The sequence below is a fragment of the Mediterraneibacter catenae genome (assembly GCF_008691045.1).
Taxonomy (GTDB): domain Bacteria; phylum Bacillota; class Clostridia; order Lachnospirales; family Lachnospiraceae; genus Mediterraneibacter; species Mediterraneibacter ornithocaccae.
Window position 1 is genome coordinate 88,933 of sequence record NZ_VMSO01000002.1, and the last position, 16,653, is coordinate 105,585.

A 16,653-nucleotide genomic window follows, 5' to 3' on the forward strand; every position below is an offset into this window, starting at 1 on the left:
TCATGGCAGTAAAAAATATTATGATCGTCGGCGTAGGCGGACAGGGCACACTGCTCACCAGCCGTATTTTAGGCGGAATTACTATTGCGGGCGGATATGATGTGAAGCTCTCCGAGGTCCACGGGATGGCGCAGAGAGGCGGCAGTGTGGTTACATTTGTACGATATGGAGATAAAGTGGCAGAACCTATCGTAGAGGAAGGACAGGCAGATGTTATTATTGCATTCGAACGTCTTGAAGCACTCAGATATGCACATTTTCTTAAGAAAGACGGCGTACTAATCGTCAATGACTGGCGTATCGATCCGATGCCTGTTGTGATTGGAAACGCAAAATATCCTGAGAGTATTCTTGAAAATCTTGAGAAGGAATACAAAGTCTACAAAGTGGATGCTACAGAGGAATCAAGAAAACTGGGCAATCCAAAAGTATTTAATCTTATTGTGCTCGGAGTTGCGGCGCAGCATATGGATTTCACGAAAGAGCAGTGGTACGAAGTGATCGAAAGAACAGTGCCGCCTAAGACGATAGAGATTAATAAGAAAGCTTTTGATGTCGGATACAGACTGAGATAAAACAATAAATATGTGACAGTGATCATACAGGAAAGGCGGTGATAGCAATGATCAGGCAGATATCAGTATTCGTGGAAAATCAGCCGGGCAGCATGATGAACGTGACTTCCGTATTGACAGAAGCCCATGTGAATATCAGGGCAATCTCAACATTTGATACACCGGAATTTGGGATCATGCGCCTTATTGTTGATAATCCGGTGCGTGCAAAAGAAGCTCTGACAGAGAAGGGGTTCGTCACAAGAGTAAGCGAAGTGATCGGAGCCGAACTTAAGGACGAAAAAGGTAATCTTAATCAGATGCTCGCAATTCTTGCAGACGGGAAGATCAACGTCAATTATATTTATTCTTTTGTAATCCGCGAAGGAAAAGCTCCGGTCATGGTATTTAGCACGGACAATTATGAGAAAGCGGAAAAAGTCCTCAGAGCAGCAGATGTTAAGCTCGTAGAGGAAGAAGAATTATAAGACAAAAGGAGAAAAAGGAAAATGGCAGGAGTAGCACTGGAAAACTGGGTGGAACGCATCCGTGATCCGAAGATTGAGTGTATGAGCAGGGACGAGATGGCGGACCTGCAGAGCAAACGTCTGGTAGATGTCGTTAAGAGAGTGTATGAAAATGTCGATTTCTACCGAAAAAAAATGCAGCAGAGAGGTGTGGAGCCGGGGGATATCAAATCAATCGAAGACATCGAGAAACTTCCGTTCACTACTAAAGAAGACCTGAAGAATAACTATCCGTTCGGACTTCTGGCGATTCCGATGAAAGACGTCGTGCGTGTGCAGGGGACTTCCGGAACCACAGGAAAACTTACTATAGCGCCGTATTCACAGAAAGATGTGGAAGTATGGGGGGAGTGCGTAGCGCGGGGACTTACAATGGCAGGTCTTACGAACGAAGATATTATCCATGTGTGTTATGGATACGGACTCTTCACAGGAGGAATGGGGCTTGATTACGGTGCAAAGGCACTCGGAGCGACAGCAATCCCGATGTCTGCAGGAAATACAAAGCGTCAGATGATGTGTATGGAGGATCTGGGTGCGACAGCATTTGCGTGTACACCGTCCTATGCACTGTATCTTGCGGAATCTATTCAGGAGGCAGGACTTGTCGATCATATGAAGATAAAAGCCGGGATCCATGGCGCAGAGCCGTGGACAGAAGAGATGCGCAAGAAGATTGAGAGCATCCTGCATATCAACTGCTTTGATATATACGGCCTTTGTGAGATTACGGGTCCGGGTGTTGCGCAGGATTGTATCCATAAGGCAGGGCTTCATGTACATGCAGACTATTTCTATCCCGAGGTCCTTAACCCGGCAACACATGAAAAATGTGCAGACGGTGAGACGGGAGAACTTGTATTTACTACGCTGGCGAAAGAAGCGATGCCGCTGCTCCGTTACCGTACGAAAGACCTGACAAGTATTGACCACAGTCCGTGCGAATGTGGACGAACACTTCCGAGGATTTCCAAGTTTACAGGCAGGACGGATGATATGAAAGTTATCCGCGGTGTCAATGTATTCCCGACGCAGGTAGAGACAGCGCTTCTTTCAATGGGCGGAGTAGTAGCACCACATTATATGATGATCGTGGACAGAGAGGACAATATGGATGTACTCACTGTCATGGTAGAAGTGGACGAGAGAGTGTTCTCCGACGAGATCAGAAAGCTGGATGCGCTGCGTAATAAGATTGGTGCCGTATTGAAACAGGCACTTGGCATTTCTGTGAGGGTGAAACTTGTTGAACCTAAGTCTATCCAGAGAAGTGAAGGCAAGGCGGTCCGTGTCATTGACAACAGAAAGCTGTAAAAGCAGCAGAAAGCATATATAGGAGGTAGAAGTTATGGGAATCACGATTCAGCAGTTATCCGTATTTCTTGAGAACCGGGAGGGACGGCTCGATGAGGTGCTTTCTGTTCTGGCAGGAAATGATGTCAACATTGTGGCCTTAAGCCTTGCTGATACAACAGAATATGGTATGCTAAGGATGATTGTTTCTGATCCAAATAAAGGGAAAGCAGTACTCAGAGATAACGGAATTACGGCTATGCTGACAGATGTAGTTGCTCTGAGAGTTCCGCATGAGACAGGATCCTTAAGCCGTGCCATGCATCAGATTGTTGAAGGAGATGTGAATATTGAATACATGTATGCGTTTGCAAACGGTGCAGATGCCTCAGCGGTGCTTAAATGCGATGACCCGGCAAGAGTGGTTGATATCCTGAGAGGCAGTGGATTTGATATATGGGAAGCTCCCGAAGCATATGTGTCAAATACAAAACTTTAAAGTAAAAGAAGATCCGTCCGGATAGTAATGAGCCGGACGGATCTTCTTTTTAATCTCGTTTTTCTGTAATGCTTTTTTATATAAATCAAGTCGGTTTATATATTAAAAGGTACATTAAAAATCTGATTAAAGTTTTACTACATTAGTTGCCTGTGGTCCTTTTGCGCCTTCTGTCACTTCGAACTCGACAGCCTGGCCTTCTTCCAGGGTTTTGAATCCATCCATTACAAGTCCTGAGTAATGAACGAAGATATCATTGCCCTCAGAATCAGAGATGAATCCGTAGCCTTTCTGGTTGTTAAACCATTTCACTGTACCTGTCATTGTGTTACCCTCCATAAGAAAATATAAATAAGTTGCTGTATCAGTTTGCCTATTGAACTGATACCGCCTCAGTGTAGCATGTTTAACAATGAAAGTCAACGAATTTCTCTGTTGATTCGTAAAAATATACAAAAGATGTCAGAGTGTTGTAATTGTAAAGAACCTTGTTTAAAATAATAGGAAAGTTCAAATGTCAGAAAGGAGATTAAGATGAAAATATATGAAAGTATAACAGAATTAATTGGTGCAACCCCTCTTTTAGAAATTAAAAATCTGAGAGCAGAAGAAAAGCTCAAAGCGAGAGTGCTGGTAAAGCTTGAATATTTTAACCCGGCAGGAAGTGTTAAGGATCGTGTGGCCCTCAATATGATCGAAGATGCGGAGAAGAGCGGACGCATAAGACCAGGCGCTACGATTATAGAGCCTACCAGCGGCAATACGGGAATCGGACTTGCGTCAGTTGCTGCCGCGCGAGGGTACCGGGCGATATTTGTAATGCCCGAGACTATGAGTATCGAACGACGAAAACTGTTGCTCGGCTACGGCGCACAGATCGTGCTGACAGAGGGATCTAAAGGCATGGCAGGTGCTATAGAAAAAGCAGAAGAGCTTGAAAAAAAGATTGATAATGCAATCGTTCTCGGACAGTTTGTAAATAAGGCGAATCCGGATGCTCATTACAGAACAACAGGTCCTGAGATTTGGGAGGATACTGAAGGAAAGGTAGATATATTTATAGCCGGAGCCGGAACAGGCGGAACGATTACCGGGGCAGGCCGCTATTTAAAAGAGAGAAAGAGTGAAGTAGAAGTGGTTGCGGTAGAACCGTCGGCATCACCCGTTCTTTCCGGCGGCAAACCGGGACCTCACGGACTCCAGGGAATTGGGGCCGGATTTGTTCCGGAAATCCTTGATACAGAAATATACAATAGGATAATCAGGGTGACGGAAGATGAAGCATATGCTGCGGCAAGGCTTTTGGCACGAAAAGAAGGAATACTCGTCGGTATTACATCGGGTGCTGCTCTTCATGCTGCTATTTATGAAGCAAACAAAGCAGAAAATGAAGGAAAAACAATCGTTGCACTCTTGCCGGATACGGGTGAACGTTATCTCTCTACACCGCTGTTCGAATAAGCTGCTGTTTAAGGATGAAGAATCGGGCATAAACAAAGATCCTTCGATAATCCGTAATTGAAAATTTATCTAATCTGTTATATACTTATACAAGGAGTAAAAGATAAAGGAGGAAACCTAAAATGAAAGAATTCAAATATGTGATCACAGATCCGGAGGGAATCCATGCAAGACCGGCAGGAATTCTTGTAAAACAGGCTGCAGGATATCAGTCTTCTGTTAAGATCGCTAAGGGTGAGAAAAGCGCAGATGCAAAGAGAATCTTTGGAGTAATGGGACTTGGTGTGAAGACAGGCGAGGAGATTACGATCACTGTTGAAGGTGCCGATGAAGATACAGCAGCAGCAGAACTGGAGACATTCTTCAAAGAGAATTTATAAATCAATAAGGAGAATTTATAAATCATGATTACGATTAGCGGTAAAAGTGTATTTGGCGGTGTGTCGATAGGAAAGCTTTTATTCTATCAGAGAAATGACAAAGTGATTAAGAGAACACACGTCGAAGATGTTGATGCAGAATGGAATAGATTCCAGGAAGCAAAAGATACTGCTGTTACCCAGTTGAAGGGGCTGTATGATAAAGCACTTGCGGATGTCGGTGAAGCCAATGCGATGATTTTTGAGATCCATCAGATGATGCTTGAAGATCTGGATTATATTGAGTCGATTGAAAATATCATTCGTACACAGGAAGTAAATGCGGAATATGCGGTCGCTACAACTGCAGATAATTTCGCAGCAATGTTCTCTTCTATGGATGATGCGTATATGCAGGGGCGTGCAGCAGATGTAAAAGACGTTTCAGAGCGAGTTCTTGACATATTAAGCGGAGCTGACACAGGTTTAAAAGAAATGACAGAGCCCTGCATTATAGCTGCAGACGACCTCGCCCCGAGTGAGACTGTTCAGCTTGATAAGAGTAAAGTGCTTGGCTTTGCGACGATGTATGGATCATCAAATTCACATACGGCTATTTTGGCGCGTACAATGAATATACCTGCCGTGATAGGTCTGGGAGAAGGACTTCTTCAGGAGTATAGCGGCAGAGAAGCGATCATCGATGGCTTTACAGGTACTTTATATATCGATCCTGATGAAGCGACGCTGAAAGAGATGCAGGAGAAGCGTGAAAAAGATCTTGAGCAGAAGGCGCTTCTGGAACAGCTCAAAGGCAAAGAAAATATTACAAAGAGCGGACAGAAGATCAATGTGTATGCAAACATTGGTAATGTTTCCGATCTTGGCGCTGTTCTTAAAAATGATGCCGGCGGAATAGGGCTTTTCAGGAGTGAGTTCCTTTATCTTGAAAATACTGATTTCCCGACAGAAGAGCAGCAGTTTTCGGTATATAAAAAGGTTGCGGAAAGTATGGCGGGAAAGAAAGTCATTATCCGTACACTTGATATCGGAGCTGACAAGCAGGTTGATTATTTTAACCTGGATAAGGAGGAAAATCCGGCCCTTGGTTATCGCGCAATCCGTATCTGTCTTACAAGACCTGAGATATTTAAGACACAGCTCCGTGCACTCTACCGTGCAGCAGTATTTGGCAATATTTCTATTATGTTCCCGATGATAACATCAGTCGGAGAGGTACGTAAGATTAAAGAAATCATAGCAGATGTAAAAGAGGAACTGAAGAATGAGGGCATCCCGTATAAAGAGGATGTTGAACTCGGTATCATGATAGAAACTCCGGCATCTGTTATGGTCAGCCGTGAGCTTGCGAAAGAAGTAGACTTCTTTAGTGTTGGGACAAATGACCTGACGCAGTATACATTGGCAATTGACCGTCAGAATTCTAAACTGGACGAATTCTATGATCCGCACCATCCGGCAGTACTTGCTATGATAAAGATGGCGGCAGAAAGTGCGCACGCAGAAGGCGCTTGGATCGGCATTTGTGGAGAATTGGGAGCAGACCTTGAACTTACGGAAGAGTTCCTTAAGATGGGGCTGGATGAACTGTCTGTATCTCCATCTATGGTGCTTCCGTTGAGAAAACGGATCAGAGAGTGTGAATAGTTGCCCATTTGTCAGGCAACTCATACTATAAAGAAATTAAAGTGACACTTCATGGAATCTAAGAAGATTTCAGGAGGTGTCTTTTTTAATACCTCTTGAAATAATCGAACATACGTGCTATTCTATAACAAAAGAAAGAACAAATGTTCGTTAATCGGGAGGGAGATATGCAGAATATAATACAGGAAGAAATGACACTGAACGAAAAACTGAATATACTCTCAGACGCTGCAAAATATGATGTTTCCTGTACTTCCAGCGGTGTTGAACGCAAAGGCGACGGCACTGGCATGGGAAATTGCAGTAAGGCAGGGATTTGTCACAGCTTTTCTGCCGACGGCCGCTGCATCTCACTTCTGAAGATACTTTTTACTAATGAGTGTATCTATGACTGCAAATACTGTATTAACCGGGCATCAAATGATGTGGTACGCACCTCATTCACTCCTGAAGAAATATGTACGCTTACGATGGAGTTCTATAGAAGAAATTATATAGAGGGGTTGTTTTTGAGTTCGGGTATCTTAAAGAGTCCGGATTATACGATGGAACTGATCTATGCGGCATTGTACAGACTCAGGCACGTATGTAATTTTCAGGGTTATATCCACGTGAAAGCAATTCCGGGCGCTGACCCAGGGCTGGTACAGATGACAGGCTTTCTTGCAGACAGAATGAGCGTAAATGTTGAACTGCCTACAGCGGAGAGCCTGCGTCTTCTGGCACCGCACAAATCCCGAAAGAACATACTGGCACCTATGCGTCTGGTGCAAAACCAAATAACAGAGAATAAGCAGGAAATCCGATTGTACCGGAATGCCCCCAGATTTGTTCCGGCAGGACAGAGCACGCAGATGATTATTGGAGCAACCCCCGAGACAGATTATCAGATCCTGAACGTAGCAGAATCCCTGTATAAAAAGTTTGATTTAAAGCGGGTGTTTTACTCTGCCTTTGTTCCAGTCAATGAGGACAGGGACTTGCCGGTATTGAAAGATAACCAGCCGCCGCTTTTGAGAGAACACAGACTGTATCAGGCTGACTGGCTGCTCAGGTTTTATCATTTTGAAGCACATGAGCTTCTGGATGAAGAGAATCCTAATTTTAATATACTGCTGGATCCTAAGTGCTGCTGGGCGCTGAAGCATCTGGAAGTTTTCCCGATAGAGATCAATAAGGCAGACTACAGACTTCTGCTCAGAGTTCCGGGAATTGGATACAAGTCGGCAGCCAGGATCGTAAAGGCGAGGCGTCTGGGCGTACTGCAGTTTGAAGATCTTAAAAAAATGGGGGTAGCGCTTAAACGGGCACTGTATTTTATTACATGTGCAGGCCGGATGATGTATCCGGTACGAATCGAGGAAGATTATATTACAAGGAATCTTCTGAATACGAAAGAAAAGATTCCGGAAGGAGCGTACGGTATGACGTACCGGCAGCTTTCTCTGTTTGATGATGCGAATTTCAGTGGGGTGAACGGAATATGATGCAGATTTATATATGTACAGATACAATTACCGGTCTGTTTTCAGCACTGCATGATGCCTGGCTTGAGAGGAGAAACAGTGAGGCCGGGATCGGGCTTAGGGGTAAGGTACAACAGCAGTTATTTTGTCAGTATAAGACTGTTGCAGAGACTGAAGTGAAAGCGCAGCGTCTGCAGCGCATGGTGAAACGCTACCTGGGATACAATGCGTACTGGGATATTTATCATGCGCTTCTGTCGGATGATCCGGAAAAAGGCACTGAAGTATTTCGAACCATGCAGGAGGCCAGAAATATAGCGGACAGCAGCAGGATTATGGATCACCTTGGCAATGCTGATGTTGCGAAAGTGTTTGCAATGAGCCGCAGTGTATCCAATGAAGCACATATGTATGAGGAATTTATCCGCTTCCGTGAACTGGAAAATGGTGTCCTGTTTTCTGAAATTACTCCGAAATCACAGGTGCTTACATGCATCGGAGACCATTTTGCGGACCGTTTTCCTCTGGAAAACTGGATGATATACGACAAAACACATAAAGTATTTCTTATTCATGCAAGGGAGAGAAAATGGAGACTTGTCTGGGGTGAAAAGCTTAATATAGAGGCATCACAGGCGGTATCAGAGAACGAGAAAAGTTATGCGTGCCTGTGGAAAAACTTTTTTGAAACGGTTTCGATCAAAGAACGAGAAAATCCAGGATGTCAGAGAAATCATCTTCCGCTTCATTTCAGGGGAGATATGACGGAGTTTAAAAGCAACAGAAAAGATATTGTATAAAACGGAAAATGAGATTATGATAGATACATCATCGCATCTGCATAAAGATGAAATACATGCAATGAAAGAGGCGACAGTGCAGTAGTGGAAAAAGGAACGGAGAAAATCGTTCGTGTTTCTGTCAGAAATCTTGTTGAGTTTATATTAAGAGGCGGAGACATCGATAACAGGACTTCCGGGAGTATGGATAAAGAAGCAATGCTGATAGGAGGCCGTCTGCATCGGAAGATACAAAGAAGCATGGGTTCGGATTATCATGCTGAGATAAGTCTGAAAACAGAAATTCCGCGTGATGGATTCAGGATCCAGGTGGAAGGCCGTGCAGACGGCATTATCATTCATGAAGAAACCGGGGAGACAGAAGTTACAGTTGATGAAATCAAAGGTGTGCTTCGTGATCTGGAACATATAACCGAGCCGGTGAAGGTGCACCTCGCACAGGCAAAATGTTACGCATATATCTATGCCGGACAGAAAGGGCTGGAGAATATAGGTGTCCAACTGACATACTGTCATCTTGACACGGAGGAGATTAAAAGATTTGAAGAAAAGTTTACCATAGATGAATTAAAAGAATGGTTTGATAATCTGATCCGTCAGTATGAAAAGTGGGCAAGATTTCAGATAGAATGGGAGAAAACAAGAAATGCTTCCATAAAGAAAGTAGAATTCCCATTTTCTTACCGCCCGGGACAGCGTGATGTGGCCGCGGCAGTTTACCGAACGATTTTGAGAAGAAAAAAACTTTTTATACAGGCGCCGACAGGCGTGGGAAAAACTATATCCACTGTATTCCCGGCAGTAAAAGCCGTTGGGGAGAGATTAGGGGATAAGATATTTTATCTGACAGCGAAGACGATCACGCGTACTGTGGCAGAGCAGGCATTTCGGACGATGAAAGATCAGGGACTCAGTATGAAGGTCATCACGCTCACGGCCAAAGAAAAGATATGTTTTTGTGAAGAAACTTTATGCAATCCGGAATCGTGCCCTTATGCAAAAGGGCACTTTGATCGCGTAAATGATGCAGTTTATGATATGCTTATCAGTGGAAATGAAATGAACCGGTCGGCGATAGAGAGACAAGCTGAGAAGTTTAGGGTATGTCCGTTTGAGCTTTCTCTTGATATTTCCACCTGGGTTGATGCAGTGATCTGTGACTACAATTATGTGTTTGATCCGAATGCACATCTCAAACGATTCTTTTCAGAGGGAAGCAGTGGGAATTATATTTTCCTGATCGATGAGGCACATAATCTGGTAGAACGCGGAAGAGAGATGTACAGTGCAGTATTATACAAAGAAGATCTTCTGGAACTGAAACGGCAGGTAAAGAATCTGGACGCCAGACTGGCGCGGCGGCTCGGCGATGTCAATAAACTGTTCCTGGAACTCAAGCGTGAGTGCGAGGATTATCAGATTCTGAACAGTGTTTCGCATATAGCCCTGAAGCTGATGAACCTGCTGACGGAGATGGAGAGATTTCTGGAAGAACCGAGTGGGGACGAGATACGGGAGAGTGTGCTGAATCTGTATTTCCAGGTGCGTTCATTTGTCAGTATACATGATATTCTGGATGAAAATTATGTGATCTACAGTGAACTGGAGGATGATGGAAGATTTAAGCTGAAGCTCTTCTGTGTGAATCCTGCGGCAAATCTGCAGAATTACCTTGAATTTGGAAGTGGTACGGTATTTTTCTCGGCAACACTACTGCCGATCCACTATTATAAGAGCCTGCTCTCTGTTGAGAAAGATGACTATGCAATCTATGCAGAATCCCCTTTCCCGAGAGAAAATATGCTGCTGCTGCAGGCCAGGGATGTCAGCACACGCTATACGATGAGGAGCGAAAGCATGTATCGCAGATATGCCGATTATATCGGCAGAATGGCAGAATGCAAAAAGGGAAATTATATGGCCTTCTTTCCGTCTTACCGTTTTATGGAAGAGGTATACGATCAGTTCGTGCACAAAGCAGAAGGAATCGATGTACTGCTCCAGGCTCAAAATATGGACGAACGGGAAAGAGAAGAGTTTCTTGAAGAATTTGATCGGGAGAGAGAAAACAGTCTTGTAGGATTTTGCGTGATGGGCGGCGTGTTTTCCGAGGGAATCGATCTTACAGCTGACCGGCTGATCGGAGCTGTCATTGTGGGAACGGGCCTTCCGCAGGTGTGTAATGACCGTGAAATTGTAAAAGGTTATTTCGATTCGAGAGGAATGAGAGGGTTCGACTATGCATATCTGTATCCGGGAATCAACAAAGTACTGCAGTCTGCGGGGAGAGTGATCCGGACAGAGACAGACCGGGGTGTCGTACTCCTTCTTGATGACAGATTCTCCCGGCGGCAGTACAGGGACAGCTTCCCGCGAGAATGGGAAAACTGTCAGATCTGTAGTGCAGCCACGCTGAGTGATTATATGGAATCTTTTTGGAAATAACTCAGAAATTCCATTGAAGCTCTTGAGAGAGGAAGCTGATCATTATAAGCGACGGCCAGCTCACGGTACGGAAGCTCTTCTTTTGTCTTCAGCAGAAACAGGTCGTCAGACTGGCTGGTGATACAGTAGTCCGGAACGAACGCGATACCAAGGCCTATGCGGGCCAGATCGATCAGAAGATCGTTGCTCGTCAGTTCGATTTCCGGTACAAGATCGAGCTGATGCTGCTGAAAGACCTGATGGAGGAATTCGTTTGTCGTACTGTTTTTATCCAGCATCAGGATTGGGTAGTGAAGAAGCTCGGAAAAAGATACTGTCCGGTCTTTTAATTCCAGGAATGGACTGCCGGCAATGAACACATCGCGGAATTTTTTGATACGCAGAACAGAGGCGGCGGTTCCTAGGTGGTTGTTCGGATAGTTCACCACGATCAGATCAACCTGACCGTTCCTCAGAAGTTCCGCACATTTCATTGAAGTCTGGTTGATTACTTTGATGTGTGCTCCCGGAAAGGCTTTATGAAAACGTTCCAAATATGGGATCAGAAAATAACGGCAGATCGTGTCACTGGCGCCGATGCGGATCTGACCGCCGGTGGAGGCTGCGTCAATAAGCTGCGCCTCGCCCTTCTGAATCAGATTCATGGCAGGTTCGATATGCCTCATGAGAATTTCACCCTCCGGGGTGAGCTGCACTTTTTTTGTGCTTCTTATGAACAGCGTCTGATCCAGCTTCCGCTCCAGTGTCTTGATGGACTGGCTCACAGCCGATTGTGAGATGAAAAGCTGTTTGGAGGCCTCAGAAAAGTTCAGAGTTGACGCCACATGGTAAAATACTTTATACAGTTCATAATTGATATCGATCATTATAAGACCTCCTAATAAATATTGATTCTATTATAAGCTATATGAAAAAGAATTACAACAATACTGTGGAAAGGATTAAGACAATATGAAAAAATTACAATGGTGTGCCGGCATAATCTTAGGTTTTTCGATCATTGCAGCACTGCTTATCACAAGTTTTGAAATTGCTATGTATTCCGATTTCAGCGTTTATCAAGAAGAATATGAGAAGTATGATGTACTGTCCGATCTGGATATGACCATGGATGATGTTATGTATGTGACTCATGAAATGATGGATTATCTTCGGGGAAACGGAGATACTCTTTCGGTGATCACAACAGTTGAGGGTCGGGAACAGGATTTTTTTAATGAGCAGGACAGGTTTCATATGGCAGAAGTCCGTGACTTGTTTATAGGCGGTCTGAATATCCGGCTGGGTGCCTGCGCTGCTGTGGTCCTCTGTATAGTATTCCTCCTTATCAGCCGGGCGGATATCAAAAAGATTATTCCGCGGTCTTACTGGATCGCCCTGGGCATTACGGGGATCGCTGTTGCTCTGATCGGTATTGCGGCAGTAGTTGACTTCAATGCGGTGTTCGTACAGTTTCACCATATCTTTTTTGATAATGATCTCTGGATCTTTGATCCGGCGGAAGACTATATGATCCGGATGCTTACGGAGGGGCTGTTTTATGATATGGTCATGAGGATTGGGGCGATTTTTGTGGGAGGTCTTGCTGTGGTTCTTGTACTGAGTTTTATCCCTCAAATCATGAAGCAGAGAAAGAAATTAGCATGACTTATAACTAATTTAAGTTATATTAATTGTACTAATGAAGTTAAGTGTGGTACGATACTAACAGATATTATTTTGGGTGCACGAGGCACGAATAATCATGCAAAGGAGATTTTATATGGGCAGTGTAAGACGTGTATTTGTTGAGAAGAAAGCGGATTATGCCGTTGCGGCGAAAGAGCTTCGCCACGAGATCAGACGGTATCTCGGTATCATGGATGTGACAGGAGTGAGAGTTCTTATCCGGTATGATGTGGAGAATATTTCTGATGATACATTTGAAAAGGCGTGCAGCGGAGTATTTGCAGAGCCGCCGGTAGATATTCTTTACCGGGAAGAATATCCGGTATCCGAAGGTGACCGCAGTTTCTCGGTTGAATTCCTTCCGGGTCAGTTTGACCAGAGGGCGGATTCTGCGGAGCAGTGTATCCGTTTTATCAAGGAGGATGAGAGTCCGGTTATTCGTACTGCAACAACTTACGTGATAGAGGGAGACATCTCTGACAACGAATTCGAGGCGATCAGGAACCACTGCATCAATCCGGTTGATTCCAGAGAGGCCGCAGATGAGAAGCCTGAGACACTTGTCACGACATTCGACGAACCGGCTGATATCCTTGTCTTTGGTGGCTTTAGTGAGATGCAGGAGGATGAATTAAAGAAACTGTATGATTCGCTTGGTCTTGCTATGACATTTAAAGATTTTCAGCATATACAGAGATATTATAGAGGGGAAGAACACAGGAATCCTACGATGACAGAGATTCGTGTTCTTGATACTTACTGGTCCGACCACTGCCGTCACACAACATTCTCTACAGAGTTAAAGGATGTGCAGTTTGATGACGGATATTACAGAAAGCCGATCGAAGATACGTATCGGGAATATCTGAAGGACCACAGTGAGATATTTGCGGGCAGAGAGGACAAGTTTGTCTGCCTGATGGATCTTGCACTCATGGCTATGAGAAGACTGAAGAGAGAAGGGAAACTGGACGATCAGGAAGAGTCCGATGAGATCAATGCCTGCAGTATTGTCGTACCGATCAAAGTGGACGGTGTAGAAGAGGAATGGCTGATCAATTTTAAAAATGAGACACATAATCATCCTACAGAGATTGAGCCGTTCGGCGGCGCTGCTACCTGTCTGGGAGGAGCTATCCGTGATCCGCTCTCTGGGAGAACATATGTCTATCAGGCAATGCGTGTGACGGGCGCTGCAGATCCGACAGTATCTGTGAAAGACACTCTGAAAGGCAAGCTGCCTCAGAAGAAACTTGTCCGAGAAGCTGCGCATGGCTACAGCTCTTATGGAAATCAGATCGGTCTTGCAACCGGTCTTGTAAAAGAAATCTATCACCCGGATTATGTGGCAAAACGTATGGAGATCGGAGCTGTTCTGGGTGCCGCACCGAGGCGTGCTGTTATCCGTGAGAATTCGGATCCGGGAGATATTATAATTCTGCTTGGCGGCCGTACAGGACGAGACGGATGTGGAGGAGCAACAGGTTCCTCAAAAGTTCACACAGAAGAATCCATCGAAACCTGCGGTGCAGAAGTACAGAAAGGTAATCCGCCTACAGAACGTAAGATCCAGAGACTGTTCCGCCGTGAAGAAGTCAGCCGCCTGATCAAGAAATGTAATGATTTCGGGGCTGGCGGAGTATCGGTTGCAATTGGAGAACTTGCAGACGGCCTCAGAGTAGAACTTGATAAAGTTCCGAAGAAGTATGCCGGTCTTGATGGAACAGAGATCGCAATCTCAGAGTCACAGGAGCGTATGGCGGTCGTTGTTGACCCGAAAGACGTAGATGAATTCATGTCATATGCAAAAGAAGAGAACCTCGAGGCGACAAAAGTTGCAGTTGTTACAGAGGAGCCGAGACTGGTTCTGATCTGGAGAGGAAAGGAGATCGTGAATCTTTCCCGTGCTTTTCTTGACACAAACGGTGCACATCAGGAGACGGATGTGGAAGTAGAGATGCCGGAGCGTGAGAACAGCCTCTTTAAGAAAAACGAGATCGGCGATGTGAGAGAAGCATGGCTGAACACTTTGAGCGACCTTAATGTATGCTCACAGAAAGGCCTTGTGGAGATGTTTGACGGATCTATCGGCGCCGGGTCTGTGTTTATGCCGCATGGAGGGAAATATCAGCTTACAGAGACACAGGCAATGGTAGCTAAAGTGCCGGTTCAGAATGGAAAGACGGACAGTGTGTCTATGATGAGTTACGGATTTGATCCGTATCTGTCAAGCTGGAGTCCGTATCACGGCGCAGTCTATGCAGTAACAGAATCTATTGCAAAGATTGTGGCTGCCGGCGGAGATTACAGAAAAATCCGCTTTACATTCCAGGAGTATTTCCGCCGTATGTCAGAGGATCCGAAGCGCTGGAGCCAGCCGTTTGCAGCGTTACTTGGAGCATATGCAGCCCAGATCGGTTTCGGCCTTCCGTCAATCGGAGGCAAGGACAGTATGTCCGGAACATTCCAGGATATCGATGTTCCGCCTACACTTGTATCATTTGCGGTCGATATGGCGCTTGACAAAGATATCATTACTCCGGAGCTCAAAAAGGCAGGAAACAAGCTTGTATGGCTCAGAATAGAGAAAGACGAGTATGATCTTCCGGTTTATGGACAGATCATGGATCAGTATGGAAAATTCGAGGAAGATATCAGAGCGGGAAGGATCGTATCCGCCTACGCGCTCGACCGACATGGCGTGATCGCGGCGGTTAGCAAGATGGCATTCGGAAACCGCAAGGGTGTGAAGATTGAACATAATATGGATCCGCGCGATGTGTTTGCTCCTGCATTCGGTGATATTATCGCTGAGGTGGAAGACGGACAGGTAGGAAATCTGCAGATCACATATACTGTGATCGGTGAAGTGACAGATGCTGACAGTTTTGAATACGGTAATGTTCGGATTGGCATTGATGAGGCGCTCGGTGCATGGACTGGAACGCTTGAAAAAGTGTTTGCCACAAAATCAGAAGAGAGTTCGGATAAGACAATCGAAGAAAAGCTGTTCAATACATCCGATATCCATATCTGCAGTCATAAGATCGGGCAGCCTACTGTGTTTATACCGGTATTCCCAGGGACAAACTGTGAATATGACAGTACAAGGGCGTTTGAGCGTGCAGGTGCAAAGGTAGTGACGAAAGTCTTCCGCAACCTGGATGCGGAAGATATAAGATCGTCTGTAGTTGAGTTTGAAAAAGCGATAGGACAAGCTCAGATGATCATGTTCCCGGGCGGCTTCAGCGCTGGTGATGAACCGGACGGATCTGCGAAATTCTTTGCTACGGCATTCCAGAATGCAAAGATCAAAGAAGCTGTGGAGAAGCTGCTAAACGAGCGTGACGGTCTTGCGCTTGGTATTTGTAACGGTTTCCAGGCGCTTATCAAGCTTGGGCTTGTTCCGTACGGGAAGATCGTCGGACAGAAAGAGGATTCGCCGACATTGACATACAATACGATCGGACGTCATATCTCTAAGATGGTATATACGAAAGTTGTGACAAACAAATCACCTTGGCTTATGGGAACGGAACTCGGTGGAGTCTATACAAATCCGGCATCTCATGGAGAGGGGCGATTTGTGGCGGATGACGAGTGGATCAGGCGGTTGTTTGAGAACGGACAGGTGGCGACACAGTACTGTGATCCGGAAGGGAATACTACTATGAATGAAGAGTGGAATGTTAATGGCTCCTACTCTGCAATAGAGGGAATTACAAGTCCTGACGGACGTGTGCTTGGTAAGATGGCACATTCTGAGCGGCGGGATTTGTCTGTTGCAATCAACATTTACGGAGAACAAGATATGAAGATATTCGAGTCCGGCGTAAAGTACTTTAAATAGCATAAAAAATCCAAACAAAAAATCTTTTAAAATTAATTAAAAAAAGTGTTGACATTTGTTGGA

14 protein-coding genes are annotated in these 16,653 nt (G+C 45.0%); 12 read left to right on the forward strand and 2 right to left on the reverse strand.

The features are described from left to right. Positions 1-2: 2 nt before the first annotated feature. The 4 genes from FNY66_RS02100 to FNY66_RS02115 are packed head-to-tail and all read left to right on the forward strand — an operon-like array spanning position 3 to position 2,873. Entirely contained in the window at positions 3-575 is a 573-nt protein-coding gene (locus tag FNY66_RS02100) for an indolepyruvate oxidoreductase subunit beta (protein WP_087151477.1), read from the forward strand. Between the two features lie 47 nt (positions 576-622). Beyond that, the gene (locus FNY66_RS02105) at positions 623-1,042 is read left to right on the forward strand and encodes an ACT domain-containing protein (protein WP_087151478.1); all 420 of its coding nucleotides are present in this window, start codon (positions 623-625) and stop codon (positions 1,040-1,042) included. A gap of 21 nt (positions 1,043-1,063) precedes the next feature. Next, positions 1,064-2,395 carry a phenylacetate--CoA ligase family protein gene (locus FNY66_RS02110; RefSeq protein WP_087151479.1) on the forward strand — a complete coding sequence of 444 codons (1,332 nt, stop codon included), beginning with the start codon at positions 1,064-1,066 and terminating at the stop codon, positions 2,393-2,395. A 34-nt stretch (positions 2,396-2,429) separates the two neighbouring features. Next, a complete protein-coding gene (locus FNY66_RS02115) occupies positions 2,430-2,873 on the forward strand; it encodes an amino acid-binding protein (RefSeq protein WP_087151480.1) in 444 nt (147 codons plus the stop codon). A gap of 126 nt (positions 2,874-2,999) precedes the next feature. On the opposite strand, the gene FNY66_RS02120 is transcribed toward FNY66_RS02115, so the two are convergent. Beyond that, positions 3,000-3,197 (reverse strand): cold-shock protein, encoded by a 198-nt coding sequence (locus tag FNY66_RS02120; protein ID WP_009242211.1) that lies wholly within the window; start codon positions 3,195-3,197, stop codon positions 3,000-3,002. Positions 3,198-3,407: 210 nt separating this feature from the next. On the opposite strand from FNY66_RS02120, the gene cysK reads away from it, so the two are divergent. The 6 genes from cysK (at position 3,408) to FNY66_RS02150 (ending at position 11,072) form a co-directional block, all read left to right on the forward strand. Then, positions 3,408-4,334 (forward strand): cysteine synthase A, encoded by a 927-nt coding sequence (gene cysK, locus FNY66_RS02125; RefSeq protein ID WP_087151481.1) that lies wholly within the window; start codon positions 3,408-3,410, stop codon positions 4,332-4,334. Positions 4,335-4,456: 122 nt separating this feature from the next. Then, positions 4,457-4,714, forward strand: a complete 258-nt coding sequence (locus tag FNY66_RS02130; protein ID WP_087151482.1) for an HPr family phosphocarrier protein — start codon at positions 4,457-4,459, stop codon at positions 4,712-4,714. Positions 4,715-4,738: 24 nt separating this feature from the next. Further along, a complete protein-coding gene (gene ptsP, locus FNY66_RS02135) occupies positions 4,739-6,361 on the forward strand; it encodes a phosphoenolpyruvate--protein phosphotransferase (protein ID WP_087151483.1) in 1,623 nt (540 codons plus the stop codon). Between the two features lie 167 nt (positions 6,362-6,528). Continuing rightward, a complete protein-coding gene (locus FNY66_RS02140; protein WP_087151484.1) occupies positions 6,529-7,848 on the forward strand; it encodes a putative DNA modification/repair radical SAM protein in 1,320 nt (439 codons plus the stop codon). After that, a complete protein-coding gene (locus tag FNY66_RS02145) occupies positions 7,845-8,627 on the forward strand; it encodes a TIGR03915 family putative DNA repair protein (RefSeq protein ID WP_087151485.1) in 783 nt (260 codons plus the stop codon). The genes FNY66_RS02140 and FNY66_RS02145 overlap by 4 nt, the downstream gene beginning before the upstream one ends. Before the next feature lie 84 nt (positions 8,628-8,711). Then, the gene (locus FNY66_RS02150) at positions 8,712-11,072 is read left to right on the forward strand and encodes an ATP-dependent DNA helicase (protein WP_229409420.1); all 2,361 of its coding nucleotides are present in this window, start codon (positions 8,712-8,714) and stop codon (positions 11,070-11,072) included. Here FNY66_RS02150 and FNY66_RS02155 read toward each other — a convergent pair. After that, positions 11,048-11,938 carry a LysR family transcriptional regulator gene (locus FNY66_RS02155; protein ID WP_087151486.1) on the reverse strand — a complete coding sequence of 297 codons (891 nt, stop codon included), beginning with the start codon at positions 11,936-11,938 and terminating at the stop codon, positions 11,048-11,050. The two genes, FNY66_RS02150 and FNY66_RS02155, sit on opposite strands and share 25 nt — an antisense overlap. Before the next feature lie 85 nt (positions 11,939-12,023). On the opposite strand from FNY66_RS02155, the gene FNY66_RS02160 reads away from it, so the two are divergent. Continuing rightward, entirely contained in the window at positions 12,024-12,719 is a 696-nt protein-coding gene (locus FNY66_RS02160) for a TIGR01906 family membrane protein (protein ID WP_150310161.1), read from the forward strand. 115 nt (positions 12,720-12,834) lie between these two features. Continuing rightward, complete coding sequence (locus FNY66_RS02165; RefSeq protein ID WP_150310162.1) at positions 12,835-16,590, forward strand: phosphoribosylformylglycinamidine synthase; 3,756 nt, start codon at positions 12,835-12,837, stop codon at positions 16,588-16,590. Positions 16,591-16,653 lie beyond the last annotated feature (63 nt).